At 30.6% G+C, this 26,172-nt stretch carries 30 protein-coding genes and 1 pseudogene; 25 read left to right on the top strand and 6 right to left on the bottom strand.

Annotation, left to right across the window (positions count from 1 at the left end; genetic code table 11):
- Positions 1 to 32 precede the first annotated feature (32 nt).
- From cbiM to BS101_RS14025, 3 genes are read left to right on the top strand one after another with little or no spacing between them, the layout of a single operon-like run.
- The gene (gene cbiM / locus BS101_RS14035; RefSeq protein ID WP_073539386.1) at positions 33 to 1,049 is read left to right on the top strand and encodes a cobalt transporter CbiM; all 1,017 of its coding nucleotides are present in this window, start codon (positions 33 to 35) and stop codon (positions 1,047 to 1,049) included.
- Positions 1,050 to 1,054: 5 nt separating this feature from the next.
- Positions 1,055 to 1,852 carry an energy-coupling factor transporter transmembrane component T gene (locus BS101_RS14030; protein ID WP_073539385.1) on the top strand — a complete coding sequence of 266 codons (798 nt, stop codon included), beginning with the start codon at positions 1,055 to 1,057 and terminating at the stop codon, positions 1,850 to 1,852.
- 5 nt (positions 1,853 to 1,857) lie between these two features.
- Positions 1,858 to 2,649, top strand: a complete 792-nt coding sequence (locus BS101_RS14025) for an energy-coupling factor ABC transporter ATP-binding protein (RefSeq protein ID WP_073539384.1) — start codon at positions 1,858 to 1,860, stop codon at positions 2,647 to 2,649.
- A 348-nt stretch (positions 2,650 to 2,997) separates the two neighbouring features.
- Here BS101_RS14025 and BS101_RS14020 read toward each other — a convergent pair whose 3' ends face one another.
- Positions 2,998 to 3,597: a hydrolase gene (locus tag BS101_RS14020; protein ID WP_073539383.1), complete on the bottom strand. Its 600-nt coding sequence runs from the start codon at positions 3,595 to 3,597 to the stop codon at positions 2,998 to 3,000.
- Between the two features lie 117 nt (positions 3,598 to 3,714).
- Positions 3,715 to 4,905, bottom strand: a complete 1,191-nt coding sequence (locus BS101_RS14015) for a multidrug efflux MFS transporter (protein ID WP_073539382.1) — start codon at positions 4,903 to 4,905, stop codon at positions 3,715 to 3,717.
- A 245-nt stretch (positions 4,906 to 5,150) separates the two neighbouring features.
- Between BS101_RS14015 and BS101_RS14010 the strand changes: the two genes are divergently transcribed.
- Together BS101_RS14010 and BS101_RS14005 are read left to right on the top strand one after the other, a co-directional pair.
- Positions 5,151 to 5,717 carry a TetR/AcrR family transcriptional regulator gene (locus BS101_RS14010; RefSeq protein ID WP_073539381.1) on the top strand — a complete coding sequence of 189 codons (567 nt, stop codon included), beginning with the start codon at positions 5,151 to 5,153 and terminating at the stop codon, positions 5,715 to 5,717.
- A 342-nt stretch (positions 5,718 to 6,059) separates the two neighbouring features.
- Positions 6,060 to 7,175 (top strand): helix-turn-helix domain-containing protein, encoded by a 1,116-nt coding sequence (locus BS101_RS14005; RefSeq protein WP_073539380.1) that lies wholly within the window; start codon positions 6,060 to 6,062, stop codon positions 7,173 to 7,175.
- A 298-nt stretch (positions 7,176 to 7,473) separates the two neighbouring features.
- Here the strand turns inward: BS101_RS14005 and BS101_RS14000 are convergent, their stop codons facing one another.
- The 3 genes from BS101_RS14000 to BS101_RS13990 form a co-directional block, all read right to left on the bottom strand.
- Positions 7,474 to 7,572 (bottom strand): putative holin-like toxin, encoded by a 99-nt coding sequence (locus tag BS101_RS14000; RefSeq protein ID WP_083585735.1) that lies wholly within the window; start codon positions 7,570 to 7,572, stop codon positions 7,474 to 7,476.
- A gap of 168 nt (positions 7,573 to 7,740) precedes the next feature.
- Entirely contained in the window at positions 7,741 to 8,943 is a 1,203-nt protein-coding gene (locus BS101_RS13995) for a M56 family metallopeptidase (protein WP_073539378.1), read from the bottom strand.
- A 5-nt stretch (positions 8,944 to 8,948) separates the two neighbouring features.
- Positions 8,949 to 9,311 carry a BlaI/MecI/CopY family transcriptional regulator gene (locus BS101_RS13990; protein WP_073539377.1) on the bottom strand — a complete coding sequence of 121 codons (363 nt, stop codon included), beginning with the start codon at positions 9,309 to 9,311 and terminating at the stop codon, positions 8,949 to 8,951.
- An 806-nt stretch (positions 9,312 to 10,117) separates the two neighbouring features.
- Between BS101_RS13990 and BS101_RS23890 the strand changes: the two genes are divergently transcribed.
- From BS101_RS23890 to BS101_RS22830, 4 genes and pseudogenes are all read left to right on the top strand, one after another.
- Positions 10,118 to 10,768: a methyl-accepting chemotaxis protein gene (locus BS101_RS23890; protein ID WP_073539376.1), complete on the top strand. Its 651-nt coding sequence runs from the start codon at positions 10,118 to 10,120 to the stop codon at positions 10,766 to 10,768.
- Positions 10,769 to 10,901: 133 nt separating this feature from the next.
- Positions 10,902 to 12,299 (top strand): 3-oxoacyl-[acyl-carrier-protein] synthase III C-terminal domain-containing protein, encoded by a 1,398-nt coding sequence (locus tag BS101_RS13980; protein WP_073539375.1) that lies wholly within the window; start codon positions 10,902 to 10,904, stop codon positions 12,297 to 12,299.
- Positions 12,300 to 12,685: 386 nt separating this feature from the next.
- Positions 12,686 to 14,800, top strand: a complete 2,115-nt coding sequence (locus tag BS101_RS13975; protein WP_242951273.1) for a methyl-accepting chemotaxis protein — start codon at positions 12,686 to 12,688, stop codon at positions 14,798 to 14,800.
- 9 nt (positions 14,801 to 14,809) lie between these two features.
- Positions 14,810 to 14,941 (top strand): annotated as a pseudogene (locus BS101_RS22830) (transposase); the annotation flags it as partial.
- Positions 14,942 to 15,035: 94 nt separating this feature from the next.
- On the opposite strand, the gene BS101_RS13970 reads toward BS101_RS22830, so the two are convergent.
- On the bottom strand, positions 15,036 to 15,425 hold the full coding sequence (locus tag BS101_RS13970; protein WP_073539374.1) for a recombinase family protein: 390 nt from the start codon (positions 15,423 to 15,425) through the stop codon (positions 15,036 to 15,038).
- A gap of 451 nt (positions 15,426 to 15,876) precedes the next feature.
- Between BS101_RS13970 and BS101_RS13965 the strand changes: the two genes are divergently transcribed.
- From BS101_RS13965 to BS101_RS13895, 16 genes are all read left to right on the top strand, one after another.
- Positions 15,877 to 16,074: a hypothetical protein gene (locus tag BS101_RS13965; protein ID WP_073539373.1), complete on the top strand. Its 198-nt coding sequence runs from the start codon at positions 15,877 to 15,879 to the stop codon at positions 16,072 to 16,074.
- A 342-nt stretch (positions 16,075 to 16,416) separates the two neighbouring features.
- Positions 16,417 to 16,863, top strand: a complete 447-nt coding sequence (locus tag BS101_RS13960) for a helix-turn-helix domain-containing protein (RefSeq protein WP_073539372.1) — start codon at positions 16,417 to 16,419, stop codon at positions 16,861 to 16,863.
- Between the two features lie 194 nt (positions 16,864 to 17,057).
- On the top strand, positions 17,058 to 17,474 hold the full coding sequence (locus tag BS101_RS13955; RefSeq protein ID WP_073539371.1) for a YjdF family protein: 417 nt from the start codon (positions 17,058 to 17,060) through the stop codon (positions 17,472 to 17,474).
- 218 nt (positions 17,475 to 17,692) lie between these two features.
- Entirely contained in the window at positions 17,693 to 17,872 is a 180-nt protein-coding gene (locus BS101_RS13950) for a hypothetical protein (RefSeq protein ID WP_073539370.1), read from the top strand.
- Between the two features lie 242 nt (positions 17,873 to 18,114).
- On the top strand, positions 18,115 to 18,360 hold the full coding sequence (locus BS101_RS13945; protein WP_073539369.1) for a hypothetical protein: 246 nt from the start codon (positions 18,115 to 18,117) through the stop codon (positions 18,358 to 18,360).
- 32 nt (positions 18,361 to 18,392) lie between these two features.
- Positions 18,393 to 18,584: a hypothetical protein gene (locus BS101_RS23375; RefSeq protein WP_073539368.1), complete on the top strand. Its 192-nt coding sequence runs from the start codon at positions 18,393 to 18,395 to the stop codon at positions 18,582 to 18,584.
- A gap of 169 nt (positions 18,585 to 18,753) precedes the next feature.
- Positions 18,754 to 19,533, top strand: a complete 780-nt coding sequence (locus BS101_RS13935) for a YdcF family protein (protein ID WP_073539367.1) — start codon at positions 18,754 to 18,756, stop codon at positions 19,531 to 19,533.
- Positions 19,534 to 19,962: 429 nt separating this feature from the next.
- On the top strand, positions 19,963 to 20,688 hold the full coding sequence (locus BS101_RS13930) for a DUF1287 domain-containing protein (RefSeq protein WP_073539366.1): 726 nt from the start codon (positions 19,963 to 19,965) through the stop codon (positions 20,686 to 20,688).
- A 201-nt stretch (positions 20,689 to 20,889) separates the two neighbouring features.
- Positions 20,890 to 21,330 carry a MerR family transcriptional regulator gene (locus tag BS101_RS13925; protein ID WP_073539365.1) on the top strand — a complete coding sequence of 147 codons (441 nt, stop codon included), beginning with the start codon at positions 20,890 to 20,892 and terminating at the stop codon, positions 21,328 to 21,330.
- Positions 21,331 to 21,412: 82 nt separating this feature from the next.
- Entirely contained in the window at positions 21,413 to 22,588 is a 1,176-nt protein-coding gene (locus tag BS101_RS13920; protein ID WP_073539364.1) for an SAM-dependent methyltransferase, read from the top strand.
- A gap of 90 nt (positions 22,589 to 22,678) precedes the next feature.
- On the top strand, positions 22,679 to 22,978 hold the full coding sequence (locus tag BS101_RS13915; protein WP_073539363.1) for a hypothetical protein: 300 nt from the start codon (positions 22,679 to 22,681) through the stop codon (positions 22,976 to 22,978).
- An 83-nt stretch (positions 22,979 to 23,061) separates the two neighbouring features.
- Positions 23,062 to 23,349: a hypothetical protein gene (locus BS101_RS13910; RefSeq protein WP_012102826.1), complete on the top strand. Its 288-nt coding sequence runs from the start codon at positions 23,062 to 23,064 to the stop codon at positions 23,347 to 23,349.
- Positions 23,350 to 23,539: 190 nt separating this feature from the next.
- A complete protein-coding gene (locus tag BS101_RS13905; RefSeq protein WP_073539362.1) occupies positions 23,540 to 25,258 on the top strand; it encodes a motility associated factor glycosyltransferase family protein in 1,719 nt (572 codons plus the stop codon).
- Positions 25,259 to 25,308: 50 nt separating this feature from the next.
- A complete protein-coding gene (locus tag BS101_RS22825; RefSeq protein WP_156876051.1) occupies positions 25,309 to 25,479 on the top strand; it encodes a hypothetical protein in 171 nt (56 codons plus the stop codon).
- Positions 25,460 to 25,798: a hypothetical protein gene (locus BS101_RS23370; RefSeq protein WP_083585732.1), complete on the top strand. Its 339-nt coding sequence runs from the start codon at positions 25,460 to 25,462 to the stop codon at positions 25,796 to 25,798. Before BS101_RS22825 ends, BS101_RS23370 begins: the two co-directional genes overlap by 20 nt.
- A 26-nt stretch (positions 25,799 to 25,824) precedes the next feature.
- On the top strand, positions 25,825 to 26,157 hold the full coding sequence (locus BS101_RS13895) for a hypothetical protein (RefSeq protein WP_242951272.1): 333 nt from the start codon (positions 25,825 to 25,827) through the stop codon (positions 26,155 to 26,157).
- Positions 26,158 to 26,172 lie beyond the last annotated feature (15 nt).

Here is a 26,172-nt window from a genome sequence, read left to right as displayed (position 1 = left end):
AAAATTATTTTGTGAAAAAGGGGTGTTAAAGTATGCATATTCCAGATAATTATTTAAGTCCATCCACTTGTGCAGTGATGGGGGCGGCTATGATTCCAATATGGGCGATATCAGTTAAAAAGGTAAAAAATGAAATATCTAAGGTTAAAATGCCATTACTTGGTATAGGCGCTGCATTTTCTTTTCTTGTGATGATGTTTAATGTACCGCTGCCAGGAGGTACAACGGGGCATGCTGTAGGAGGGACGCTGCTGGCTATACTTTTAGGACCATTTGCAGCATGTATTTCAATTACTGTGGCTCTTCTTATTCAGGCGCTGCTTTTTGGAGATGGTGGAATACTCGCATTTGGAGCTAATTGCTTTAATATGGCATTTATAATGCCTTTTCTTGGTTATTTTATCTATAAGTTTATCAAGGATAGAACTAATTCTGAAAAAGGTGAATATGTTGGAATAATATTAGGAGCTTATATAGGAATCAATTTTGCAGCTTTTATGGCAGGAATAGAATTTGGTATTCAGCCTCTCCTATTTAAAAATGCGGTCGGACAAGCATTATACAGTCCCTATCCATTGTCTGTATCAATTCCAGCCATGCTTGTTCCTCATTTACTAGTTGCAGGCGTAATCGAAGTTATATTTACAGTGGCGATTTTTTCATTTATAAAGAAAGTTTCTCCAGGCACAATATATGAAGGAGCCAAGAGAAAGACAAAAATTGTCTATGGATTAATTGTTGCTTTAATTTGTTTGACACCTATAGGACTTATTGCAACCGGAACAGCATGGGGTGAATGGGGAACTGATGAAATAAAGAATGTATCGATTGGTGGTAAGACACTTGGTTATATCCCTGAAGGAATGAAAAATGGATTTAGCTTTAATACCTTTATGCCAGATTATGCAATTAAGGGACTGCCAGAGACTGCTGGATATATTTTATCAGCAGTTACAGGAGTAGTAATTTTAGTAATTTTATTTAAGATTATAAGCAGTTTAAAGAAAAATAAGACTGGAGACATAATTGGTAAAAGTGAGGAGAAATAATATATATGCCTGAGTGGTTGTTAAAAGATGAAAATTATATTCCTAAATCAGATAAGGATACTTTTATTACAAAAAGTATTCTGTCCATATTGGAAGTTCTTTCGAAGATAAGAACTCAAAGCGGATATAAAAAAAATAAATTTAAGATAAATGTAACCTTGAAAGTCACATTTACATTTATACTTATATTGTTAGTTTCTATTACAAGAAGTTTTACATTTACAATTATTATTAATGTATATTTATTAGCGATATTGAGTATGATGGATGGCGAAGAAATTATAAAAGTTTTAAAAATCAGTCTGATAATGTCAGCTTTCACGTTTATTATACTCTTACCGGCAATCTTTTGGAACAATGGGTTTAGCAGCATTATGATTACATCTAAGGTATTTGCAACAGTAACTTGTGTAAATATACTTTCTCATTCTACAAGATGGAACTTTATAATCAGTGCATTAAAAAGATTTTTTGTGCCGGATATTTTTATTTTTGTCATGGATATTACTATAAAATACATAGTTATGCTGGGTGAATTTTCATTAAATATGTTATATTCATTAAAGCTTAGATCAGTTGGTCAAAATAGTAATAAATATGCATCGCTTTCAGGAATTGCTGGAACAATGTTTATAAAGTCCAAGGAAATTGCTGAAGATATGTATACTGCCATGGAGTGCAGAGGTTTCACAGGAGAATATCGAGTTATTAATAATAAAAATAAATTAAATTTTACAGACTATATATATGTAATAATTAATGTACTAATAATTATTATTTTTATATACATGGGAAGGGTCTAAAATGTATGATTGATATAAGTAATGTATCGTATTCGTATTCAGGTATTCCTGCTTTAAAGGATATAAATCTTCATATAAATAAAGGAGAAGCTGTGGCATTATTAGGAGCCAATGGCAGTGGTAAATCAACATTGCTGAAGCTAATAAATGGTATTGTTTTCCCCGATAGTGGGAGTTATAAGTTTAATAATGAAGAAATAACTCATGCTAAACTTCAAGATACAAAATTCTCAAAGCTCTTTCACCAGAAAATAGGTTTTGTATTTCAAAATTCAGATACACAATTGTTCTGTGCTGATGTTTATGATGAAATTGCATTTGGACCCAGACAGATGGGAATGAATGAGAATGATGTAGATGAAAGAGTTAATGATTGTCTATCATTGTTAAATATTACTGATTTCAAGCATAGACAGCCATATCATTTAAGTGGTGGAGAAAAACGAAAAGTTGCTGTTGCTTGTGTTTTAGCCTTAAATCCAGAAGTTCTTGTCCTTGATGAACCCATGAACGGTCTTGATCCTAGAACTCAGAGATGGCTTGCGGAATTTCTAGTTAAATTGAATAAAATGGGGAAGACATTGATAACTTCAACACATAATTTAGAGCTAGTACAGGAAATATCAAAAAGAGCTGTACTGTTTGGAGAGGATCATTGTATTGCAGCTGATTTACCAACAGAGAAACTGCTAGCAGAGATAGATTTACTGAAAAAAGTAAATCTAGTAGATGAATATTATCACTGTCATGAAGGAAATCATCATGCACATTTTCACATGCATAACTATGAGCTATAATTTTCTTTATTGAAAATCAAATTGGGAGTAAATATGATATTTTAATGTTTAGAATAAATATCACATTTATTCCCAATTCAAAGTTGTAGAGGAGTATTGGGCAGGAGATAATAGATAGTGTTATTTTCACATCTATATTATTTGGACTGAACCCTTGGAAATGGACATTATGATCAAGTGATTCTTAGGTTCAGGCGGAGTTTGCTATAGAAAAATACTTATCTCCATCTGAACCTTATTAACAGTATTCTTAGTGTCTTTAGCACTTAGAATACGTTATCCTTTAGGGGAAGAACTTATCCAGGCGCGTAGCAGTGCTTATCTCCCACTTTGAAGAAGATGGGAGTATTAGCAATGGCAGCGTTCGGATAAAACTATTTCTTCACTTCTTCTAAGTTTACCTATCCTAGGGAAGATGTGTTTACAAACATAGTCATGCTCTTCTTTTGATCCCGCTGTCATTGCATCTTCCACAAAGATTTGATTATAACCATGTTGAAAAGCTTCTCTTGCCGTGGTATCTACGCCAATTCCGGTGGAAATGCCGCATAGTACAATAGTATCAATTCCACGACGTCTTAATTGTAAGTCAAGATCAGTACCATAGAATGCACCCCATTGTCTTTTGGTAATAGTATGAGCATTTTTATTATTTGCTATTTCAGGTACATAGCTATCCCATCCTTCTGGGAATTGTGTTGGATTAATCTTGGAATCTACACTTGGCTTTAACATATCTTTTCCATCTATGGAGGAAACTCTTACAAGAACTACAAAGGCTCCCTTTTCTGTGAATACATTGATTAATCTGCTTGCATTTTGAACAACCTCTACACCAGTATGAGGTGAAAGCTCCCTATTCACAATTCCATTTTGTAAGTCTATGATTACCAGAGCTGTTTTTTCTGATTTTATTAATTCAGTTTCTCTTGATTTTAAATCTTCCATTTCTTTATCTCCTTTTTTATCTTGTGTACAAGGTACTGTAAGCCCCTTGTCATGGCTATTATACATAGACTATAAATATAATATAGTTTATAATTTCATTTTATATTGTGATGATTATTAATTTAAGCTGAGTTTTTTATATACTTTAAAATAAACCCACACGGCATTTAGCAGCAGCAACGTACTTGTAATAAAAAAAATATATCTTATACCTAAATAAGCTGCCACTTGTCCCCCTAAAATTGATCCCCCAAATATGCCTAAATATTGGGCGGATATATTAAAACCAAAAACTCTACCTGTAAGAGAATCTGGTGTAATTCTTTTAACTAAAACATTAACAGAAGGATTAAGTCCCCCCATCGCCAGTCCTAATAGAAAGCGAAGACCCATTAGCTGCCAGGGATTTTTTACAAAGGCCTGTGGTATAAAAATTATTCCTGCCACCACAAGTGCAACTAATATAACTTTCTGCGCTCCAATTTTATCAGAAAGTTTTCCAAGTCTTGGAGCTGCAATTATATTTGCTAATCCTGAGACTGAGAATGCCATTCCAGCTAACAGAGCAACGTGATTGCTATTACGAGATAATTGAGCAATATATACTGTTATGATTGGTTCTATAGAATATAACGCTAGAGTTAATATAAAAGAGGTTACGAACATTATAATAGTTAAACTTTTGTTTGGAATAATACTCCATATTTCCTTAATACTGCTCACTTTTTTATTCTCACGAGTAAAGGATTCCCTTACAAATAAAGCAGTTGTAATGAATGTAATCATCATAAGTATACCTGTTATAAAAAATACATTTTGTAAACCAAAGTTTTCTCCAATATATCCGCCAATCATTGGTCCAAGTAGTGATCCTGCGATACTTGATGTTGAGAGCGTACCTAAAGCCCATCCTGCATGTTCCTTATCTGTCTGAGTTGCAATCAGTGTAATACAAGCTGTACTGTAGCCTGTGATAATACCTTGTAATACTCTTAATATTATTAGTTCATATACATTTTGTGCGAAACCCATGCTGAATATAACTATCGCCATACCAAGGCTTGCTCGTAAAAGCATTGGCTTTCGTCCAAATTTATCAGCAGCGTGTCCCCAGATTGGTGAAAAAACAGCTGAAATTATAAAGGTAATACCAAAAGCAATTCCTGAAAATTGTTCAATTAAAGCTGTATTAGAAATGCCAAGATGTTTTATATAGAGGGGTAATACCGGGGCAATTTGACTCATTCCTACACTGGTTACAAACATTCCAAACCAACAAACCATTAAATTTCTTCTCCACATTTTCATAATATACCTCTTCTCTTTGCTATAACTCAACATAAATAATGCTGCTATCTACAATACATAACGAAAATAACAATTAACAAATAACTAAAGGGCAATAAAATGTATACTGCACTATGTATTACTTCTTAATATTATTATAAATTATAAGATATAACATGTAAACTATATTTTATAGTTTGATAAATATATTTTTTTATGATAAACTATTTTCATAAAGTGAAATTATACGAAGGAGTTATAGAATAATGCGAAAGCGAAATTTAACCAAAGAGAAAATTATTCAAGTTGCTTTTTCATTGGCTGATGAAATTGGACTTAATCAAATTACTTTCCCAAAAATTGCAGAAAAGCTGGACATAAAATACCCATCTTTATATAATCATTTTACTAATATGGATAACCTTAAAATAGAAATGACAATATACCTTTTAAATAAATTGAATTTGAAATTAATGCAAAGATTAATTGGCAAAAGTGGTGGAGATGCTATTAGAGAGTATGCCAACGCTTATAGAGACTTTGCTTTTGAAAACAAGTCTGCTTATGGGCTTATTATGAATATTCCAAGTACAGAAGATAAGGAAGTACATCGTTTAGCGAAAGAAACTACCAGTATTATTCGTCAAATTTTACATTTTTATATTGAGGATGAAACACATTTGGTTCATAAAAGCCGGGCATTAAGGAGTTTGTTACATGGCTTTATTTCTTTAAATTTCCTCGGGTATTTCCAAAATCCAGTAAGTTCAGAAGACAGTTTTCAACTGATGATAGATGATTTTATTTTGTCAGTTTCAAGAAATTTGTGTTAAGTCTTGTATTAACTAATAGGTCCTTTGGCCTTTTGATTGGATTGTTGTAAATAAATTCTAATAAGTTATGATTTTTAACAATGAAATCTAATCTATTACTCCTATGACATTTAATTCTTAAACAAATTGAATGTTTCACATCTATAATGTCAAGTTCTATAACTTGGCCATTTTTTATGTATCCATAACATGTATAGTGAATGTAAATTTTATATTTTCGAGAAGCAGGGCTTTAATTATTTAAGGAAGTTTCCTGTAGGTTAACTTATTTCACTAAAATCAACTATAAATCCATCGACAGGGAATGGCTCAACACATAAAATATCATTAGAGGTGATGGATATGAGAGAGCTAAATATAAGTAGATGTATTATTCAAAAAAGAAAAGAGAAAGGAATAACGCAAGAACAGTTAGCAGATTATATTGGAGTTTCTAAAGCATCTGTTTCCAAATGGGAATCAGGATTGAGTTATCCTGATATTTTACTTCTTCCTGAACTTGCAACTTATTTTAATGTTTCAGTAGATGAATTACTGGGATATTCTCCACAACTTACAAAGGAAGATATTAAAAAAATTTATAATAAACTTTCACATGAATTTGCTACAAAACAGTTTGAGGAAGTAATGGAGCAGTGTAACAAAATGATAAAGAAATACTATTCTTGTTTTCCATTTTTATTGTCTATGATTCAATTATTATTAAACTATTTGCCTTTAGCAAAGACTGAGGAAATAAAAAAAGAAATTATTCACCAATGTATACTTCTGAGTCAGAGAGTAAAAGAGGAATCAGAGAACATTTCTGACATAAAAAGTGCAAATACTATGGAAGCATTGGCAGAAATGATGCAGGGAAATAGCAAAGAAGTTATTCAATTATTAGATGACAAATTAACTCCTTATAGCGGAGATGATGTTATGCTGATTAATGCATATCAAATGCTGGGAGAAAATGCTCAAGCGAATGAGGTGAATCAAATATTACTATATCAAAATATAATAAATACATTAACGCTCTTAACCAATTATCTTTCCATGCACATGACGGAACCAGCTTTATTTGAGCAAATATATTCTCAGGGGATTCAGATTATCAACTCTTTTCAGATGAAAGAGATTTTGACAAATGCGGTCTTTGGAATTCATATTGTTGCTGCACAAGGATATTTGATTCAGCAGAAGAAAGAAAAGGCAGTAAATGCATTAGAAGAATATGTGAGCATTGTTTGTGGATATCAATATCCATTGAGATTAAAAGGAAATGGATATTTTACCAAGGTAAATAAATGGCTTGAGGATAATATTTGTATTGGAACAAACACACCATTAGATGAGATAACAATTAAGAAAAATTTCATTGAGGCTATTACTGAAAATCCTGCATTTACACCGTTAAAAGAAGATGAACAGTACAATATGATTATTAAAAAATTGAAAGAAAAATTATTTGAGTAGGTGTTCCAGAATCTTATAACTTTATGACTGTCCAAGAATATTTAAAACTTTGTGAAAAAATTACTAGAGTTTATGAATATCATAAAAAGCGCTTAACTTATTTAATATTAAATAATATAAAAATATATCATTTAATATACATCCACGTGGATGTATGGTATAATAAAATTAATAAGTGAGCATAATAAAAACAGGGTGTAGTAACACACTGTAGTATACAATTCTAGTTGCTTAGGCAACTGGCATCACTAAATTTTTGTAAGTAAAAAATAGTAGCATCCAATTGCGGTAGGGGCTACTATTTTTTTATTTTTTCTATAAGTAACACTATAAATGTTAACAGTGCCATTAAAAATAAGCCTGCTTGAAATAATAATGTTAATAATTCGTTACTCATAAGTATCACACCTTCCTTTAAAGAGGGATGAGTGATACCAGTAGCCCGCTTAACTGTACTGAATTGTATTTATAATACAATTAATCAATAATTAGTTATGGTAGATGTAAAATAAAACTTATTTATATTAGCTTTATGACTAAAAATTAGCATAGAGCTTTTTTAATATTATTTATCCCAAATTACTGAAACAAATTTCCCAATTACATCTGAATCCTTCACTTCTATATTAATTGCTTTGCAGTTTTCCTCATGTTCTTTTCTTAGTTCTTCTGGAGCATCTTTATAGGTATATGTTTCCAAAGTTACTATTGAGCTTCTCTTTACTACTATGCTTCTGTCTGTATAATCACTATTGTTTTGATTCAATTTTTTTTCAGCTACAGTATTAGTGGTATTTTCCTCAACTATTGCTGATGCTTTATTGATATTTAATGCAAATAGAGATCCACCTATAACAGCCAATGATATAGCAGCAGCAGCCATTCCCTTTTTTCTTGATTTCAAATTTAACATATTTTCTATCCTCCTTTTCGTTATATTTACTTTTTTATTAGTTAACTGTGATGACATCATAGAAAGTTTAAGTGTATTTCTATACCTGGCGCATTTTACTAAAAGCAATGCGTATTCTTTAATATCCTCCGTCTTAGATCCACTAATAACTGCTTCATCACAGGATAACTCACATTGTTCGCTAAAAAATTCTCTAAATATATATATTAATGGGTTGAACCAATGTAATGATGAGGATAATATCATAAGAAGCTTTATAATATTATCTTTTCTTTTAAAATGAACTAGTTCATGTCTGAATATCCATTTTAATTCATTGTTTGAAAATTCTTGATCCGGTACAATTATTGTAGAACTTAGTATCCCTATTATGGCCGGTGAAGAAATTCCTTTTACTATTTCTACTTTTATATTATTAGTTATATTGAAATTTATTTTTTCATTATTCAAAATTTCTACTATTCTTCTATCCTTTATAAAAGTCATATTATTTCTGATTTTAAAATAAAATTTTCCTTGGAAATAAGCATAATATAGTAAGGTTACTATTAATCCCATAAGCCAGATCAACATTGCAATATAAGTATAGTCAATTACATTTATACTGTTTAGATGGTATTGGGCTAAATTATATATAATTCTATGATAAGCAGTGTAATTCTTGTTTATAAAATCACTTATATTAAGTTTAATGCTGACTACTAAAAGCATTCTTATAATTATTATAATAGCTAAAAAGTAGTTGAATTTATGACTATACTTAGTTAAAAACTTATCTTTTGCAATAATTATTCCAAATATTAATATTCCTACTAACAAACTTGTTCTTAAAACTTCTAAAAAAATATCTTTCATAACAATTACCTATTCTTTATCCAGTTTTCAAGCTCATCTAAGTCTTCATTAGTAATTTCATCACTTTCCTCAAGGGTAGATATTATACTTTTTAAGGACTTTCCATGAAGATAATTAAAGAAATCTTTAGTCTCAAATTTTAAGTAATCATTTTCCTCTACTATTGATGTATAATAACATTGTTTACCTATTCGTTCTGCAGCAAGAAATTCTTTTTTTACAAGCCTTGATAAAGTTTTAGATGTAGTACTGAGTTTCCAACTTAGAACATCTTCCATATGTTTGGCTACCTCCTTCGTAGATACTGTATCCTTTCTGCTCCAAATAAATTTCATTATTTCAAGTTCTGTTTTAGGAAGTTTTTTCATTTTATAACCAACCTTTCATTCACTTTTTATCTTAGTTAAAGTATATACGACAATTGTCGTAGAATCAATATTTTTATAAAAATTTATTTATTATAAAATAATAAACTTGAATAATAAATGTTAAGTTAAATAGAAAAGAAGCTGCTGCATTGTTTCCCTTGCATAGACAATAAAAAATAAAATTAATACTATAATGTGTATATATGTCATAAGGTAGATACTATTAAATCAGTATTTATTTCTATTTTGTTTACAAATAGTTAATTATTATGCCATTAAGTTGTAACAAATACTACTTATAATTATAAATGTCTTTAGTAATAAAACCTTAGTATTAAATAAATAGTTTGTAATTAATACCCCAAGTGTAAATTTAAAATAGTGTCTGTGGTTGCAGGGCACTTTAAACTTAAATGCAACTGCCAGAAGTTCGTATATTAAATTAATCTTCTTTAAGAAAGTTAAGTACCTGTTGTTTAGGGTGCTTATTTTTTTTAGAAAAACTTGGTTAATGGAATATTGTGGATAATGTGAATAAACTGTGGATAAGTTGTTGGTAAGTTAGAAAGTCTTCAAATGATTTAGTCTGATAGGCAAACTTCACAACTTCACCTGAACGTAAGAATCACTGGATAAGGGTGAATATTTTAACCTAAAAATAATATAGACTTAAAAAGATTATAGTAAAATATGAAAAATATAGTAATGAAACCTCCCACCAGGCTGCAGAGGCATCTCAAGAAATTGCAGTTAATTCAGGAGAATAGGCAAAATAAGTTGATAATAATTTTAAAATTTGCAGTCAATTGATTGATAAACTTTCGGATAAATTTAAGGAAAGTAAAAAAGCCACGGAGGATGTGGCACTGCAGATAGATAAACTGTCTGAAAAATCCAATTCTATAAGAGAAATAATGGAATCAATTAATAGTATTGCAGAGCAGACCAACCTGCTTGCGTTAAATGCTGCCATAGAAGCTGCCAGGACGGGAGATGCAGGGCGCGGTTTTGCAGTTGTAGCAGAAGAAGTCAGAAAACTTGCGGAACAGTCTGCAGAATCAACCCATGGGGTGGATTCCATTCTGGTAGAAATAATGGATGTAATAGACAAAACCCAGGGTACCATGGAAAATAACAAAATTGTTGTAGATGAGTCCCATGAAAGATTGGGTGCTACAGTAAAATCTTTTGATAATATCATTTTATCGTCGGATAATGTAATTGGTATGATAAATTTTCTAAGTGATGAATTAAATAAAATAAAGGACTTGAAAAATACTTTGTTGGAATCAATGAAGAGATTGTCATCAATTTCTGAGGCTTCGGCGGCATACACGGAGGAAACTGGTGCATCCATGGAAGAACAAGCAGCTTCAGTGGATAAGTTTGTTAAAGCCATGGATGAAGTCAAGCTTACCAGTGATAAACTTTCTGAAATTTTAAGTAGAAATTCATAAAATTTAAATACAGCAATAGGAAGTTCTAAAGCAGTTAAACACAACAATAGTCTTATTTGTGGCAATTTGAAATTAGTAAATTTTATCATGAGATACAAGTATAAATTTTATTTAACTAAGGAGAGATGTTAATATGATAAATAATGCAGTAATTAAAGGTATATCTAGTTACCATCCTGATAATGTAGTTGACAATAATTTTTATATAGATCATTTTGATGAGAAAAATATTGATATACGTGGATTATTAAGAGTAACAGGACGTAATAAGAGGTATATTTCAATGGATGAAAATGAAACAACATTGACTATGGGTATTGAAGCAGCTAAAAGTGTATTAGCCAAAACTATGGTTAAAGTTTCACAGATTAATTGTGTAGTAGTGGCTTCCGGTACTCCTGAGTATATATCACCTACAAACGCATTGAAAGTACACGCTGCATTGGGTATAAGTAGTTCTACTTCCGTATATGATGTGAATGCCAACTGTATAGGTATGATAGTAGCTTTAGAAGAAGTTTCCAGAGTGATGAGAAGTAATAGTTACATTAAATACGCATTGGTTATAGGTTCTGATCAGTTAAGTAAATATGTTGATTATGATGATTCATTTACATATTCCAATTTTGCAGATGCAGCTAGTGCAGTAATATTGGAGAATATGTACAATACTGATAGAGGTTTTATAGATTCTGATTTTTATACGAATTCAAGCAATCATAATAGGGTTCCGTTTCCATTTAAGGGTGAATCAGCCACTATTCACGATAACTCTTTACATATAAAGGATAAGTTATTGCAATGGGAGCCATTTAAGTTTGATGGTGCGTTTCATAGTGCTAAAATTTCAATAGAACAGTTGTTATGGAGAAATTCTCTTGAAAAAAAAGATATTAAATTCTATTTTGTTTTTCAATTTGCGAAACAAAGTATTGAACAAATTTGTGAAGATCTAGACGAGAGCATGGATAAATTTATATTTATTGGCGACGAATATGGATATACGGGTGTTTCCAGCCCTTTCCTCGTATATGAAAGGGCAATTGCAGAAAATAAACTAAACATTGGAGATTATATTATATTTTGGTCGGTTGCAGCTAGGCGTATTCTTTCAGTAAAAAGAAGTGTAATTATAAGCTCCAGTGCAAAATACTATAAATTTGACCAGGGAATCTACAGTATGGTTGAAAATAGAAAACTAGATTGGTCCTATCTTCTAGAATGTCTTTCTTCTTTGGACAATGCCGATGTTTCACAGATTCTTAAAACTTTTGAACCTGAAGAGGTATTGATTAGGGATTTTAATATAGATATAAAGCTTGATTTGGAAAGTGTAATGGGTAATATTGATATTTCCACTTTGATTATAGCAGGAGCAGATGATATACTGGCCCTGCCGGAGTATTCAGACAAGATCCATGCAGCAATAAAAAACTCTAATCTGGTAACTGTTCCAGGTGTTAGACACATGCTCCCGGTAGTTAAAGAGAAATATGTTGCCCAATTGATTAAAGATTTTATAACTAAATGATTAATTAGGTTTAAGATAGAAATTATTCATGTTGTAAAAATATTATTTGAAGATGTACTTTGAAAGATCTAACAGACCTATAAAAGTACATTTTCTTGTTTTTTGAAATATTTTTGTGTGAAGCTGATTTATAATGAAATATTTTACTTTTATTTACGATTGATTATACTAGCTATTTGATATTTTAATATGAGTATAATATAAGCTTAAAAAATTTGTAGTAATATGAAAAATATATGAAAATTTTTTTGCTATTTATCATTATATTCTAATTTTATAGAAAGGCTGTCGGATATGCAAGTAGTTTTAAAAAAGATATAATGCCAAGGCTCAATGGTTAATTAAGTTTTGTGCTATTGAGCAAAGAGAAAGGAATGTATACAAAAATGAAAAAGATAAGATACAAAATACTGGTGGGTATATTAATATGTGTACTATTTGTAGCAGTTGTTATTGGCGCTTTCAGTATTATCGGGAGCAGGGCAATTATTGAAAAATATGCAAAAAGCAATATATTAAATACAGCAGAATATTATACAAGCAGAATGAATGAGAACAATCAGAGAATTGAAACCAGTGTGAAAGCTGTATCAAATGTTATTTTGTCAACATTTGATATAAATAGATCGAAAGACAAAGAGTACCTTGAGGAATATACAAAGAATATAATTGAACCGATAACCAAGAAGTTCTCCATGGAGACCAAAGGAACACTTGGTGTGTATACTTATTTAAACGTAGAAATGTTTGACGGTATCTATGCGGCATGGTTTTATGATGACAATAGAGACGGTACTCTTGAAAAGTATGACATGACAAAAGAGGATAGGAGTATCTATTTGACGGAGAACAGAAATGATGAATATGAATATTATTTTACCCCAATTCTTGATGGAAAAGATTTATGGCAGGATCCATATTTGGATTCGGATTTAAATATGAATATGATATCTTATGCAATACCTATCAAAAATGAGGAAAAAACGATAGGAATGGTAGGTATTGATATGACCTTTGAGGATACAGAGGACCTTGTGAAAAAATTAAAAGTTTTTAATTCAGGCTATAGCTTTTTATTAAGCCAGCAGTATAATCTTATCGCCTTTCCAGAGTTTATGAAAACAGGAGAAGGTAAGCAGTCAGAAGGAAGTGAATCAATTACTAATCTTGCTTCAATGGACAATGGTGTGTATAAGGATGTTATTAAGGATATGGATAAAAACACTTCTGGGGTTGCAGAATTTACAAAATTAGGGATAAACTATTTGCTGGCCTATTCGCATCTGGAAAACGGCCAAATTCTATGCATTGCTGTACCCAAGAATGAGATTTTCAAAGAAATGGACAAAATGACTTTTTTCATCATAATTGTAATACTTATGTCGTTAGTGCTTGTCTTGTTTATAAGTAGAATTATTTCCAAAAACATATCCGCACCTTTAGAAAGTATGATTGATGACTTTAATTGTGCTTCACAGGGTGATTTAACGGTTGAAGGTAAGTTTTTGACGAAGGATGAAATTGCTAAAGTTACGAAAAGCTTTAATCAAATGATTTCAAATACAAGAGGATTGATTTATAAAGTCGTAAAGGCCGTAAATACGGTTTCTGAGAGTGCTGCTACACTATCCTTTGCAACAGAAGCATCAAAAACTAATTCCAAGGAAATCTTGGATGCAGTACAGCAGATTTCAAGGGCATCTGAGGAAAATTCCTCTGAAGTTGAGAATGGAGTGGTTCAAATGCAGATTTTAGGGCAAAAAATTCACGAAGTTACTTCAGACATAGCTGCAATGAATGAAATTGCTCATGAAACAGAAGCGCTCAGCGAGAAGGGAAGAATAATTGTAGAAGAACTGATAAGAAAATCAAGAGAAAGGGCGGAAAAAGATAGTAATGTATCCCTTAGTATGGATGAAGTTGGAAAGACAAGTAAAGCTATTACGAATATAACTCAATCAATCATGGATATAACACAAAAGACTAATCTGCTTTCATTGAATGCAATGATTGAAAGTGCAAGAGCTGGAGAAGCAGGCCGGGGATTTGCAGTTGTTGCTGAAGAAATATCGAAGCTTGCAAATATGACAAAGGATCTGTCCAATACCATCAATGAACTTATAAAGGAAATCCAGGATAATTCAGACAGAACTTCAATCTTGATGCAGGAAGCAGAAAAAATTTCGATAGAACAGAAACAAGCAGTTGATGACACAAACAGCTTATTTACAAATATATCTGAATTAATAAATAAATTATATGACAGGATTTCCAATACAACAAGTAGTAGTATGGAAATGGATTTAAAAAAGAATGAAATTGTTGCAATGACTGAAAATTTGTCTGCAATCTCTGAGCAGACAGCCGCAGGTATTCAAAATACGATAGTAAATATAGAAGAACAAACTATGGCAGCGGAAAAAATTGCGGTTCAGGCTAGTATACTGAAAGAAATAATTGCTTCACTACAAATCTCCTTAGATACATTTAAGATTAAATAAAGGTTTTAAGAAGCAGAAATGGATGCTCAACTTGGATATGATAAATGCAATGTAACTGAAAAACAGACACCTAACATTAGGAATGGTTACTCTAAAAAAACTATAAAATCTGAGCTGGGTTCTGTTGAGCAATATATCCCGGGGACTCTGTCCCCGGGACCCCTGAGGTTTATCACATATTAAAATTATTTATTTAAAGAAAGAAAATACACATAATTATTTTCACAGCCTTTTTCTATTTTGCCATACCTTCTTTTTGTCTTTCAAGTAAATTAATACGTTCAAATTCTGCAATAGCATCTATCATTGTAATCATTAACTTTCCAATATCAGTTGATGTGTCCATATTCTCTTTATAACTTACTAAATGTATTCCTTTTAATTGTAGTTCTTTTACTATGTTTAATAAGTCTTTTGTTGACTTTGCTAGCCTATCTAAACTATAAACATATATTGTATCTCCTTCCCTGGCAAACTTTATCATTGCTTTTAATTCTGGTCTATCTGCATTTTTAGCACTAATCTTTTCGGTAAACACTTTATCCATATTATATTTTTTTAATACTTCAACCTGCTTTGATTCATTCTGTTCAACAATACTAACTCTAATATATCCTATATTCACTATTAATGACTTCCTTTACTTGGATTCTCATTTATAATATATCATTTTGTATATTTCAAATCAAAGATTATTATAGATAAATATTTATAAAAACAATTCTAAACAAACAGATCCCATGCATTTATATTTATTTACCCAAGTTTTGTGCAAATAAGACTTAGATATTATGGAATTTGAACCTTTAGATAAGAATACAAAATATAAAATAGTAACTACTGATTTAGGTGATTGTGAAATAAGAAATGACTTGAAGTTTAGAATAGATCTTGGTAATAAATAATAGAGATTAAAAACTCATTTATGCTTTAGAGTGTGGGTGGGTTTTTAAATATTATAAAGTACAATCTCAAAGAAAAGTTCATATTTAATACTTTAACATTGTAGAAATTTTATAATATAAGAAATAGACAATGCATTGACTAAATGTAGGGTCTATAGATTATATAATTTTATGGAGAAGATTTTCAAAGATTTTACCGAAGAAGAAGTAGAAACCCTATGGAAATTATTAACCAAACTATATTGTTTTGATGGTGTAGAAATGGATGGATTTGAAGAGAATGTTGAAGTTCCAAATATTGATATGGATGAAGAAGTAAGAGTGGGAATAGAAAAGTTTTTAAAGAGAAGAAATGTTAAGTTTAGTTGACAAATTTCCATCCTCATTTGGTAGAAAACAATTTTTATTTCAAGTATACTGTATCTACAAGTTCACTTGAAATCAAGTGATTTTTGGGTTCAGATGGAGTTTACTTATAAGGATGACTCTCTCAAGCTGAACCTTATTAACAGTATTCTTAGTGTCTTTAGCACTTAGAATACGTTATCCTTTAGGAGAAGAACTTATCCAGGCGCGTAGCACCTCTTATTCCCCACTTTGACAGAAAAGCAGAGAACCCAAATTTTAAATTTTGTGTGAATCGCTTTCACAGAGTGCGATGGGTATGTTAGCAATGGTAGCGATCGGATAAAAGAGAGGCGGGTAATTATTATGTTGTTAGGTGAAAAATTATTAGATTTGCGTAAAAAGGAAGGTTTATCTCAGGAAGATGTTGCTGATAAATTAGGTGTATCCAGGCAAACAGTAAGCAAATGGGAAACTGGTCAAACAGTTCCAGAGTTAGCTAAAGTAAAATTACTAAGTCAATTGTACAATATAAGTTATGATTATCTTATCAGTGGAAGTCATTTTGGTGGAGATGTTACAAGCATTGAAATGATAGTTGATGAAATTGACTGGACCGGTGCGTGGAGCAAAAAATATCCAATTTTAGCATCTTATCAAGATATACAAGGAATAAATACTTATTGTGATAAAATATCCAAGTTATATGACGAGTGTAAAAATGAGTTTAACTTTAATGATATGGATACTGTTTTAGTTTTGAAAGATATTCTTTATCAAAAATACGAAATGGTAAAAAAGAAAAGTGAGTAATAATTTATGGTATAATATTTACAAGTGTTATTACGGGTTTGTAATTCAATGCATATCTTTACTAGATTAGAGATAAAAACACAGTTTTGGTTGGTAGTCCAAACCTGTCTATATTGTTATAGATAGAAGTAACCTTCCCTCCTGGGGTCGTCCATTCTCTATGTTAAATTTTATTTTACAGGAGGAAATTTCAAATGGAAGTAAGTATTAAGTTCACTGTATTTTTTGAAGATATATTTTGGGTAGGTGTTTTTGAAAAAGTATCCTTCAATAAATATGAAGTTTCAAAAGTTGTATTTGGTTCTGAACCAAAAGATTATGAAGTATATGATTTTATATTAAAGCACTTTTGTGATTTAAAATTTGGTAATTCTTTATTAAATGATGAGTCTAGAGACAAAAAAATAAATCCTAAAAGACTTCAAAGAGAAATCAAAAAACAAACACAAACTAATGGCATAGGAACGAAAGCACAACTTGCCATGAAATTGCAATATGAAGAAAACAAAGCAGAAAGAAGAAAAAATTTTAAACAGAAAAATGATAAAGAAAAAGAGTTTAAGTTTCAATTACATCAACGTAAAAAGAAAGAAAAACATAAAGGACATTAATTTGTAATGCTAAAAGGCAGCCCCAGTGCTGCCTTAACTATGTTAATGCAGTAAGTAGTGAGCCTTTAGATTGTAGGTAGTGGAATTATAGTTTTCATAATAAAACGAATTGGTTAAAAAGTTTTAAATTAATTTAAATTCCCTCAAATTTCATGATATACTAGAATCAGTTATGAATGAATTTTAGAAATATTTAATATTAGGAAAGAGGGAGTTATGTGGAGATTGATTATGTAACTATTATTATTACAGTCCTTAATTTTATTGTATTATTTTCAATTATAATAGTCGTATATAAATCAATACGAGGATTTAAAAATTTCATTAATAGAAATAAAGAGATGAATAAAAAGATAGATGTTATTTTAGACAAATTAGAAAATAAAGAAGATAATTGATACTACTAATTTAAGTATGTAATTATTTTTATTTCGGACTACTATTATTGCCTATATTGCCTAGGGGAAGTACATATACGGGTATTGATATTAGTGAAACACTTTAGGTGAAGCAGAAAATATTTTTGCAAACTCAGGATATTCTACGAAATTTATTAAAGTATCTAAATATAGATATTAAATCTAATGAGTAATATTCTTAAATATAGTGAACTAATTTTGAAATATAAAGGGGAATAACGTTGAAAAGCAAATATACAATAATTAGATTTATACTTGCAATAGTAACAATCATATTAACCATAAGTATATTAATTGGTAATGTTAATAGTAAAGTTATAATGCCTTATATGCTTACTTGTCTGGGTATTTTTCAAGTTTTCAATGGGTTACACTTTTACAAGGAAGGTAAAAAAGCAGATGGCATCCTCTTGATTTTATTAAGTATATTTATTTTTGGCGTTGTCATCAAAATTATGATGCTATAATCAAGTTCGATAATCGTAAACAATTTTCTTATATGTTTTATTATGGTAAGAATGCTCAATTCTTAATAGACAGAGAACAACTGGCGTTTCCAATTCGTGCAAAATATGATGAAGTTGATTATCCAACTATATTTGCTAAGCCTATTAAAATTACTACACAAACATTAGAAAGTAATGCTAATTGTATTGAAATGGTTAAATTTAAGTTGCCTACATTGCTGTAATATTATTGATAATGGTAAAACTAATGCTAATATCTATATTTGCTTTGCAGCTTTAGGCAATTTTTTTGCAGTAACGGTCTAGAGAAATTAGGCATTTTTGATGATAATATTCCTAAAGGCATTATCAAATAATACTACTTTAAAAGCTTTATCTGAGGAGGAGAGGTATATGATTCATTTATCCAAGAAAGCCGTCAGTTATGTATTTATTATATTAGGGGCTTTGGGTGTTTTAGATTTCTTATTTTTAATGTTTTTAAGGGCGGCAATGAATTTTGGAATAATATTTCCATGTATTGTGGCAATTCCGTTACTTATTGTGGGTATCCAGCTCCGAAAAGATAAATTCACTTTTTTTCGAATACGAAATACTGCCTATAAGAGAATAATTGTAATAATATTTATTCTGGTTCTAGCATCATTTATATTAGTTGAAATATTGATACTGTCCGCAATTAGAACAGATTCTAATGTGCGGGTAGACTATGTTATTATACTTGGTGCTGGCTTGAAAGGTGACCAAATGACGTTAACATTTAGAAATCGCATGGATAAGGGTATTGAATTTCTGCGGGAAAATCCAGAAGTAAGAGTTATCGTTTCAGGTGGTAAGGGGCTTGGTGAAACTATACCTGAAGCAGAAGCGATGAGCAAATATCTTATTAAAAACGGTATTGATGCAAGTAGAATAATCAAAGAAGAAAAATCTACAAGTACTATGGAGAATTTTAAGTTTTCAAGAGAATTGATACAACAACAGGGAGAGAACGAGAAAAATGAAATAATGATTGTTACTAGTGATTTTCATATGTTTAGGGCTAAGATGATAGGAAGACGTAATAGATTTATTACGTATGGTTTGCCTTCAAGAACGTGGTGGGGGATATTACCCAATTCTTGTATTAGGGAATATTTTGCTGTAATTAAATCGTTTTTCGTAGATAGATAGGGATCTCATCGGAGTGTTATCATAGCAATTATCTTTTCTATTCATGCTGCATACAAGCCCATACTTCTTAAGTAGTTTTTGGTAGTGGTTACTAGCATGAACGACTAAAGAAAAGGGATTACTCCCTCGTTTAAGAATCGTATGTGAGAGTTTCCCTCTCACATGGCTCAAGCATTTCTTCACTTTTGCGGGTGGCAACAAATAATTTTAACTGCAGCTTTCTTTTATGTTCTTAAGCACATAAATAATATCTGATAAATTTGAGTCTAAATTGTTATGTAAAGTGAATAAAAAATAAAATAAAACGGAAGTATAGCTTTCCTTTTTCCATTTTAGCTAAGGTGATTGTCATCCTAAATATAATATTTACTGACATTGTAATTATCTTTTAAATATGTTTTTATAATAAAAGGGACAAGGAGGTAAGAAATGAAAAAAAGGTTTTTTATGATGCTTTTAGTTTTAATTTGTTTAATTATTATAGGTTTTAAACTTTTTATACAAAAAAATGTACTTTACAGTAAAAATACAGCAAAGGTGCAAACTAAAAGTACATCCAGTAAAGAAAAGAATGAAACAATTGACGAGAAGTTAAAGAAAATAATAGTATTAGTAAATTCAGACAAAGATAAAGATGGTATAAAAGATCAGGAAGATATACTTCTTGGAGCAAGAAAAGAAGCAGATAAAAAGGTTAAGTATAAAGGGGGATACTATGTAGGAGGATATCCTCCAGAGAACGAAGGAGTATGTACTGACTTGGTATGGAGAGCTTTTAAAGATGCAGGATATAATATAAAAGATATGGTAGATGAGGATATAAGAAATCATCCTGGTGATTATAACAAAATTGAGGGTAAACCAGATCCCAATATAGATTTTAGGAGGGTACCTAATCTTTATGTTTATTTTAAAAAATATGCAGCTAGTATTACTACTGAGTTGAAACCTAACGATATAGAGAATTTAAAGGAATGGCAGCCAGGTGATATCATAACTTTTGATCACAGTGAACACATAGCTATAGTCTCTGATAAAAGAAGATCAGATGGTATTCCATATATAATACATAATTCACCACCTTATGCTAGAGAAGGTGATGAGATTATGTATTGGATGCCAAAAATAACAGGTCATTTTAGATTTCCTAAATAAATAGCAAGCTCAGACAGTATGTATACGTGAGCTAAGAATATTTTCAATATTTCCAGCTGCATTAAAGTTTTTTGTTTCCTTAGTTTACTTAATACCTTATAGGTATATGTACACAATTTTATTCTTGCCAGCAATTAACGTTGACGTCAATGTAAATGGAATGTTATTCTATTATAGAATTAATGACTTTGGAGGGCTTTTATGGATTGGTTAAAAATAGATCAGGTTTCAAAAGAAAGTGGTTTGACTAAGCGGACGATTAGGTATTATGAGCAAATTGGTATTTTACCACCACCTATGCGTAGTGAAGGAGGGATTAGATGCTACACTCAGGAACATATTGATTTATTGATAAAGATTAGAAATGCTAAAGAGGCTTTGGGATTTTCTCTTCAAGAGCTGCAATATTTCATATCACTTGGCAGTGCAATAGAAGCCAATAAAATAGATTACAAACAATCATTTGAACCAGCTAAGCAAAAAGAAAAATTGATTGAGATTATAAATAATATAGATCAAAAGCTTATACTCATTGAAAAAAAGATTGATAAGATTGAAAATGTACGTAAGGAGTTACTGGATTTAAAAAAACGAGCTCAAACAGTTGTTGAAAAAATGAATATGGAGAACTTTGAAGAGTGAGAAAGCATTAGTCACTCATTGAAAGTAGATAATTTAATGCTGGAAAAATAAAGATTCCAGTGATAATAGGAGGGTATTATAAATGAGTATTGATAAAGCGTTCTATCATAATGTCATGAAGAATATGTTTGCTGACCCATGTGAAGTAAAGTATTGGGATGGAGAGGTAAAAAAATATGGTGATGGAGAAGCTTATTTCAAGATTTATTTTAATGACATCATTGCAAAATCAGAGATCATAAGTGATCCGTCTCTTGCATTTGGCGAAGGTTATATGCATAACAAAATTGACATTGAGGGAAGTGTACAAAAAGTTATTGAATCCATCTATAATAATTATAGCAGCTTTCTCCATGACAAAAAACCTTATGTTAAATTGGCAAAAATACTATCCAATACCATTCGTAAAAGCCAGGATGATGTCCAGTTTCATTATGATATAGGTAATGATTTTTATCGTTTATGGTTGGATGATAGTATGACTTATTCTTGTGCATATTTTGAATCGCCGGAAGACAGCTTGTTTCAGGCTCAAAAGAACAAAGTGGATCATATTTTACGTAAACTCAATTTGCACCCTGGTCAAACGCTGCTGGACATCGGCTGCGGGTGGGGAGAACTTATTCTTACAGCTGCTAAAACCTATCAGGTTAAAGCCTTGGGAATTACACTTAGTAAAGAGCAATACTCCCGGGTTTTGGAAAGAATTAAAGAAGAGGAATTACAGAACCTGGTAGAGGTCCAGCTCATTGACTTTAGGGAATTGAGGAATAGGACTTTTGACAGAGTAGTGAGTGTGGGAATGATTGAACACGTGGGTAAAGAAAACCTTGCAGAGTACTTTTCTGCTGTTAAATCACTTCTGAATGATGGTGGTGTTTCTCTCCTGCATTGTATTACCGGTTATGATGGAGCGGGAACAAATACTTGGATTAATAAGTACATATTTCCAGGTGGATACATACCTGCAGTTCAAGAGCTTGTTTCCATAATAGTTATGAATAAGTTTTATCTTATGGATTTTGAGAGTTTGCGTGAACATTATACTAAAACTTTAGAACATTGGGCTCGAAATTTCGAGGAGGCTCTTCCAGATATCAGGAAGATAAAAGATGAAACTTTTATTCGCATGTGGCGCCTTTATTTAAATTCCTGTGCGGCATCGTTTCATTGTGGCAACATCGATATTCATCAGTTCCTATTTACTAAAGGTGTAAATAATAATTGGCCACTGACTCGTAATTATATATATGAATGAAAATAAACTAAATACTTGAAGCCCAATCTTAACAAGAACACATAGGATATATTAAATACAAATAGCTTAAATGTAGAAGAGGGGAATTTTATGTGTGCTGTAGTGAAAAAAATAATATCCAGAAAAGAGTTAACTACAGAAAAAATAATATGCAAAAATGCTACTTTACCAAGTGAAGAATATGTACTTTTAAAGGGTGTGGTTTATAGTCCACAGAGAAGGCCACTGCCGCATGCAGCTATTGATATAATCCAAATCGACAGTAATGTAACACCACAAGTTAAAAAAAACATAGGAGTAACTTTTACATTAGAGGATGGTTCCTATGGTGTACCACTTTTATGGAAAAAAGGTTATGCCTATGAATTAACTGCATATTCTCCAGCATAAGAACTGTAACTAATTTCACAGGTTATATATATTATATAATGGAGTAAATAATACTCAAAATGTAGATTAAAGGGGAGAATGCTATGGCTAATTATAGACCAAAAGCAGTTACCGTTGCGGCATCTCTTGCAGATTCAGGAACATCATATACTAAAGATATCAGCACAAGTACCTGGGGCATGTTTTTATTAAGAGGAACGGCCTTAAGTCCTACTGGAGCTGCTATGCAAAGTGGTGCTGTCCAAGTTTGGGAGAGTACTGCTCCAACAACTGAAGAAGCACAACACACTACTTTTACAGATGCAGTGGGCAGATATGGCGTAACTTGTAAGGCTAATGTTGCCCTAGTAATTAAGTTCTTTGGAGTTTAATAATTAGATCTTTAGTAACATTATCAAATTATACAATATAATTTAAAATACGGCTGTCCCAGAATAACTTTAAAGTTTATTTTGGGACAGCTTTTCTATTATATTAAGGTATCAGTAACAAACAATACAGTTTTTAATATTATAAAATTAAAGGAAAAAATATTCTAAAGAGATAATATAGGGAGATAATATGCAAAAGATTGAAACGTTGGATGGTTATCATGTTTATTATGTAAAAAAGGGAAAAGAATATTATTATTTAGCAAATAAAAATAATTATAAAAAAGATATTAATGATTTATTGAAAACTATAGATGATATTAAGTTTGATTCGTTAATTATTATTTTTGGCATTGATACATGTGAATATTTAAATGCTTTATATAATGTATTGTGTGAAAAAAACAGAATATTAATTTTTGAACCAAATAAGGAAATTTTTAATGAAGGCCACAATAATATAGATAATGATAATGTAAGATTAGTTTTTTATGATGAAAATTCTGTGAGATCCAAATTGTACAGCGTGATAAATAATACAAACTTTAATAATCTATATGTTCATACCTTTGGAAATTATTCCCGTGTATATAGAGAAGAATATGAAACATTTATGGAAAATTTGGATTGTGTTTATTATACGGCATGTTCTTCTATAAGTATTGCAAATAGATTTAGTCAAATATTTATTAAAAATTTAATAGGTAATCTAAAATCATTAAAAAGTGCAACGCCGGTTAATTCATGTGAAAATATAAATAGAGGCATTCCAGCAATAATAGTATCTGCAGGACCCTCTTTGGATAAAAATTTAGCAGATATGGTGAAATATAAAAGTAAATTAGATGAATATTTTATAATAGCAGGAAATAGAACACTTAGGGCAATGCTTAAAAATGGGATAAGACCGGATATGGTGGTATCAATAGATCCTGTAAATGACAATTATGATATGATGAAGGACTGTTTAGAGGAAGATATACCACTAGTATTTTATGAATACAGTAATAGATATTTAATAAGAGATTATAAAGGTGAAAAAATATATTTGTCAACATTATTGTCAAAGACAATACCCAAGCTATGTGGACTTAAAGGAGTGTATTTAGGAGGTTCGGTAGCTCATACCTGTGTAGATATTGCAAACATTATGGGATGTTCACCCTTGATATTGGCAGGACAAGATTTTGCTTTTACCTATGGAAAACATCATTCGGAGTCAGCTGTTTTTGATAGTGATAAAAAAAATAACTATAATACCGATTTAACTGTAAAGGATGTATTTGGTGACAAAATAAAGACCAATGTAACACTTAATCACTTTAGAGCAAAAATAGAAGAGTATATAAAATTTCATAGTGAAGTCAACAATGTAGAATTTATCAATGTATCTTACGGGGCTGAAATTAAAGGTGCACCTCACAGGGAATTATGTGAAGTATTTAAAATATATAATACGGATAGTAGAAAAAAAAATTGCATTATAGATAGAACAATTGAAATAGATGCAGAAGGTATAACTTATGATATATTGAATTATGTAAAAAGATGTACAACTGCGGCAGAAGAGGGAGCAGAGTTATGTAAAGATTTACTGTCCAGTGAATTTGATAAATCTTTAATGGATATGGATGAAGATGATGAAGAACTTAAAAAGTTCATATATGTTATGGGAATAGTAAATGGGTTTGAATCATCACCAGGAAGACTTTATTTAGGGGGATATTTTAATAAGTTTTTATTTGATATAAAAGAAGAAACTTTTAATATGTATGCTAAAGATTATGATTCTTTGACTTCAGACTTGAGATATCAAAGTAAATGTTTTTTAGCTTATTTTCATAAAATGAGAGATTTTTTAAAAGAAGTTGAGTCTTTAATATTAGAGACACTGGAGGAGTTTTATTAAGACATTTCTAATAGTTAATTTGTAACAATATATGTTAATGGAGGGGTATAATGGAGAAAATCATAAATGGGAAAGTTTACAAACAAGTAAAAATAAGCAAGATGGTGATTAATGGTAAGGAAAAAGAAGGCTCAATAATATCATCGGAGGATACGGATGCAGGTAAGGATACAACAGTGACTATATTTACAGAAGATATAGATGAAAAAAATAATGGCTAATAGTAAAAACACTATAGAGTTATGTGGAAAAAGATCTATACTAATAAATACTAATAATTTAAACCACTGCAGTAAATATAATTTGAATGTAATTTTAAAATGTCATAAAAGAGTTATTGTTAAAGGTACCGTATATAATTCAAATAAAATACCAAGTATTGGCGCTGCAATAGAAGTAATTCAAGTCAATTGTGACAGCAATGTTAAAAAAATAATAGGTTATGCATACACTAATAATAGAGGAGAATATTTATTTTGTCTGGAAGTTTTACCGGATATATTTTATGAAATGAATATATATTCTCCTTTAAATATGTAGTAAGTAGTGAATGGGAGGGTGAAATTTTGAAATCATATGCGGAAATTATTATAACTCCACAGGAACTACGTTTATATGAAATATTAAATAAAAGAATTGTAATAGGAAAAAGTGAGGATATATTAATAGAGGGAAAAGTCTTGGATTCAAATTATAATCCAGTAGAGGGAGCAGTTATTGGCATTAAAAGTATAAATTACAATTATAGACCCCCTAAAGAAACAGAAATTGGATATGCAATTACCAATATTTCTGGAGCATATGCCATAAATATTGAAAAAATTCATAATGTTAACTATGAGTTGTATATATATGAACCAATAATTGAACCCTTATGTTTAGAAGAAACAACAAATTAAATGGAAGGAATGCTG

This window comes from Clostridium kluyveri (genome assembly GCF_001902295.1).
Lineage (GTDB): Bacteria > Bacillota > Clostridia > Clostridiales > Clostridiaceae > Clostridium_B > Clostridium_B kluyveri_B.
This window is presented reverse-complemented; position numbering and strand designations above follow the sequence as displayed.